Consider the following 4,723-nt stretch of genomic DNA (forward strand, 5'->3'; position numbering starts at 1 on the left):
TCTTCGGTGGCAATGAGGATTACCTGCGTCCACTGGGCATGCGTGCTGCTGCATTCATCGTGACCGAACCGCTCCTGCATGCCCGTTTTCAGAACCGGTTTGTCCTCACCGACAGCATCGACCGGATCGCCGGGTTCTACAGCCTCCGCGGAGATAAAGTCGCGGCGTTCCTGGTCTACAGGGATACCCCGGGCGCCACAGGGCATCTGCGGGCCGAGAGCGCCAGACAGCGGCTGCGCCGGGAGTTCACCGGACTCGGTGGCGAGATCGACCGCCTCCTGGAACTGTGCCCCGAGGACCCGTACGACGATGTCGTTGCGCAGATCGTCATGCCGTGCTGGCAAAGTGATCGAACTATTCTCGTCGGAGACGCCTCCGGAGCAGTATCGCTCCTTGCCGGCCAGGGCGGCTCGCTCGCCATTGCCGGTGCCGCTCTCCTGGGTGATCTTCTCGGCCCCATCGCCTCACCTGAAGGAATCCGCCCAGCGCTCACCGCATTCGAGCGACGTTGGAGACCCGTGGTGGAAGTGGCCCAAGCCGCCGGGCGGCGCACTGCATCATCGTTCCTGCCCTCTAACAAAACCCAGCTACTCCTGCGCAGATGGATCATAAGGGCAAGCCACCTTCCGGGAATTGACCGGATCGTCGCCCGCCAGATCCTGGGCAGGACATCCAAGTAGGCCGGCGAGGTTGCTCCTACAGACGATCGCCATCATCGTGAACCCGACCGTTCCTGAAACTTCTCCGTCCGGAGGACGTTCAGCCAGTGGCACCTGACCCGTGCAAGCTAAAACACCTCGAAAGGTTTTAATGGGTGCTGGCTCCAGACGTGCTGAGACCGGGAGCCAGCCCCACCCCCTAGCAGCTACTCCCGAGGCGAAGACTCACATCCTCCCCTCACAAGGACAAAGAGAAGCCCACTGCAAATCATGGAGCAATCCCCGGCACCCCGCAAACTGATCGAATACCAGCTTCGTTTCCCGGTCTTAACCGAAGGCCCGCAAGCAGCAGCCGTTGAACCAGAAGTAGCCTGCGGGTGCTCCGCCTCCGGTTTTTCTGGCGCCGACGGCCGGCCCACACTTTCGAGTGCATCTGTAGTTCGGTTGAGACCTTCCTGCTGGCCGCGCTACCCTCTGCGGAATTAGGTAGTCCGGCCTAGTGACAGCGGAATGACGAGCCGGGTTTAATCTCAGCATCGGGAATGGTGGAAACTTCGGTCACGGGGCTGTCAGGAGCTGGGTCGGCGGCGATATGAACTCTCTGCGAACAGGGTTCACTCCCCAGTCGTTGTCGCCCCCCAGCTAACCATCCCCGAAACCGGCTGCAGAAGCGGTTGTGTCTCAACGGCACTTGCTTCCAGTGCATCTGTACCGCGGTTGGTCAAAGACCGGGCGTTCCTTGACGCCACGGCCTAGAGGAGGATTCGTCGGGGACCCGCGTGGCGATGCTGAACTGGACCCGGGTCGGTGGTCCCCGTCGTCAGGCTAAACAGGATGGTTGGGGCGTTCCGGACGCTCCGCTACGGGAGGGGTCGGACATGGCACGAGGATGGTTGGCCAGGGCGTCGGCAGCCGCGTCGGCGGTTACGTTGGCACTGGCGCTAAGCGGCTGCACAGCTGCGCAGCCAGGAAGCACGCCGACCGGGACGGCGGGCGGCACGGTGACACCTCCACCAACATCATCGGCGCCGGCGTTAGAGGCGGCATGTGTTGCGGACCCCGCGTCGGTGATTGACCGCGTCCTGCCAAGTGCAGCGTCCGGGGCGATGCCTGCGGGCACAGCGGCTGCACTGGACAAGGCGGCCCAGGACGGGCTTTCGAATGCGTCCTCCCCGGGCGCGATCGTGGCGGTCCGCAGTCCCGAGGGCACGTGGATCAAGGCGCTCGGGCTCGCGGACAAGGCCACGGACACGCCCATGACGCCGGACATGTACCTGCGCATCGGCTCGGTCACCAAGACGTTCACGGGCACGCTTGTCCTCCAACTCGCTCAGGAAGGCAGGCTCTCGGTTGAGGACCCGATCGGGAAGTACCTCCCCGACATTCCGCGTGGGAATGACGTCACAATCCGCATGCTGCTGAACATGACGAGCGGGATCGCCAGCTACTCCATCGATCCCACCTTCCAGCAGGAAATCTTTTCCAACCCGTCCAAGCAGTGGAACCCGGACGACCTCATCGCCAAGGGTTTGGCCCTCCCCCGGCCGTTCGAGCCCGGGGCGAAGTTCGACTACTCCAACACCAACACCCTCATCCTGGGCAGGCTCATCGAAAAAGTCACCGGAACCACCTATGCCGATGCTCTCCAGACCCACATCTTTGACCCCCTCAGCCTCAGCGGCACGTCAATGCCCGGGAGCGACGGCGCACTGCCTGTCCCCCACCCAACCGGGCTCACCCTTCAGGGGCTCCCGGACGGGCAGACGACGCCGCAGGACGCGACTGCGTGGAACCCTTCCTGGGGTTGGACTGCCGGGGCGCTGAGCTCCACGGCGGCAGACATGCTCACCTACGGGCGGGCACTCGGGACCGGCCAAGGACTCCTGGACCCTGAGACCCAGGCACTGCGGTTCGCCTCGATCCCTGGTCCCGCAGGTTACGGACTCGCCGTCGGCTGCATCGACGGCTGGTTCGGGCATTCGGGCGAGATCCCCGGGTTCAACACGGCCCTGTACTACGACACCCGTTCGGACACGACCGTGGCCATTCTGGCCAACAGCGACATCCTCTCCGGAAATTGCACCCAGTCGCCCACTCTCCCGGGCAACCCGACACAGCTGCCGTGCATCGACCCAGCAGGCCGAATCCTCATCGCCGTCTCCGCAGCGCTCGGTCGCGCGTTCATGCCGAACACGAAGTCCTAAGGAATCATCAGGCACCCACCTGGCCTCGAGCGCAGGGAAGGCGCCCGTGTGATCGGGGGGCAGGAAAAGCAAGCCCAACCACGCGGTGCCAGCCGCCGTCGTCCGCTCGCAACGTCAAAGTGCACGCGGGAACACACGAGAAACGCTGACTAGAAGGCCAGGTTCTGGACCGCGTCTTCATGGACGGTGCTATGAGCAGGAATCGGCCTTGAAAACATGCAGGGGGAGCTTTATCCGAGTGAAAACCCCGTGTCCTTTTGTCTGCTGGCTCTTCGACTACCGGGAGGCTTGGCTGGTTAGCCTGCAGGGAAGCTGACCGCGACGGTGGTTCCGCCTCCAGGAGTTTCTGAAAGGGTGAGCTCGCCGCCATGGGCTTTGGCGATGCTGCTGCAGGTGGCCAGGCCCAGGCCTGTGCCCGCGCCGTCGCCTTCACGGTGTAGCCGCACCAGCGGCTCCAGGACCTTCGCCCGGTCTTCGGGGGCGATGCCCTTACCGTTGTCCGCTATGAAGACAGTAGAACCGTGGTAGTTGGAGGTGCCGCTGATACGGATGTGAAGGTCCCGGTGGGGGCTGGGGTAGTTCCTGGCATTGGAGAGCAGGTTCTGCAGTAAAGTGCGCAGCTGTCCCCGGTCGGCGTGGACTGTCAGGTCCTGTACTTCCACCATGTTCTGGTCATTCATCCCTAGATCCCACATCGCTTCGCTGACCGCCGTCCGGAGCGATGCGTACTGGGGCTGGATGCCGCCACCGATACGGGAGTAGTTCAGGACGTCGTCGAGCATCCCGAGCATGCGGCGCCCGGACGCGTCGATCTTCTCCAGGTCATCGGCGGCACCGGGGACAGTTTGGATCTTGGGGTCGTCCTGCAGCAGTTCCAAATAGCCCAGCATCGTGGTCAACGGGGTGCGCAGGTCATGGCTGACACGGCCGGCGAATGCGGCGAGCCGGGCGTTGCTTTCCTTCAGCTCGGCGTGTGTCCTGTCGAGCTGGGCCGTCCGGTGCTGGAGCTCCAACAGCTCCACGACCTGCTTGGCGAGGACCTCCAGCATGTCCACCTGTCCGGGGCTGAGCACCTGGGCAGTTTCCGAGAAGACACACAACGTGCCGGGCACGAATCCGGAGGCCGCTTCCAGCGGAACTGAGGCGTAGAAACGGACCCTGCCGATCTCACCGGTGACAAAAGGGCTGCTGGCGAAACGGGGATCCTGGGAGGCATCGGGAACTACGGTCTTTTCCCGGGACAGGAAGACTTTGGCGCACATTGAATCCTCGCGGGAGCAAACCCCGGGATCCACGCCCCATGCCCCAATCTGGTGCTGGTGCCCGGCGCTGATGATGTTGACGACACCGAACGGCGCACCGCAGAGCTGGGTGGCCAGCCGGACCAGGTTCTGCAGCGCAGTCATTACGGCGGCGTTGGGCAGCAACGGTGAGTCAAGGGACGGATCGAGTCCGTACTCCAGCAGTTCAAGGTCCCGGCTGACGTCATCATTGAATATCAGCCGTTCTGCTGCCCCTGCCATGAAACCCCCGGTCTATTGTGATGCCCTCCGCGATCATACCCGCCCCGATCCATTGGGCATCGCGGAATGAAACGGCGGCGCCGGCCCGGGCGGGGAGCGTAGCGATCCCCGCCTCTGGCCCGTCGGAGCGCGGCCGTCCAGTATTTGCGAGAGCGATGGTAAGTTCCGGAGCAGTTTCAGGGTTCCGAGGCTGCGCAACCCATCCGATATGCAGGGTGCTTCGAATAAGTGCTGTCCGCGGTGCCTGCTGCCCGCCGATGGCGGCGGGCATCGCAATCCAAGCGGAACCATACCCAGCACACGTGCTGCCATGATGAACGGCTTCGACCATCCTCAT

Annotated in this window: 2 protein-coding genes and 1 pseudogene; 2 read left to right on the top strand and 1 reads right to left on the bottom strand. The window is 63.7% G+C overall.

All coding sequences use genetic code 11. From position 1 onward, the window contains the following. A pseudogene (locus RIN13_RS20225) lies at positions 1-680 on the top strand (FAD-binding monooxygenase); the annotation flags it as partial. An 857-nt stretch (positions 681-1,537) separates the two neighbouring features. Beyond that, positions 1,538-2,863: a serine hydrolase gene (locus RIN13_RS20230; RefSeq protein ID WP_309109105.1), complete on the top strand. Its 1,326-nt coding sequence runs from the start codon at positions 1,538-1,540 to the stop codon at positions 2,861-2,863. 296 nt (positions 2,864-3,159) lie between these two features. Here the strand turns inward: RIN13_RS20230 and RIN13_RS20235 are convergent, their stop codons facing one another. Next, the gene (locus tag RIN13_RS20235; protein WP_309109106.1) at positions 3,160-4,386 is read right to left on the bottom strand and encodes a GAF domain-containing sensor histidine kinase; all 1,227 of its coding nucleotides are present in this window, start codon (positions 4,384-4,386) and stop codon (positions 3,160-3,162) included. Between the last annotated feature and the right edge of the window lie 337 nt (positions 4,387-4,723).

This window comes from Arthrobacter sp., assembly GCF_031179985.1.
GTDB lineage: Bacteria > Actinomycetota > Actinomycetes > Actinomycetales > Micrococcaceae > Arthrobacter.

Bases quoted from the DNA above. Each gene is read 5' to 3' on its own strand.
- RIN13_RS20230 (WP_309109105.1), top strand. From the start codon at position 1,538: ATGGCACGAGGATGGTTGGCCAGGGCGTCGGCAGCCGCGTCGGCGGTT.
- RIN13_RS20235 (WP_309109106.1), bottom strand. From the start codon at position 4,386: ATGGCAGGGGCAGCAGAACGGCTGATATTCAATGATGACGTCAGCCGG.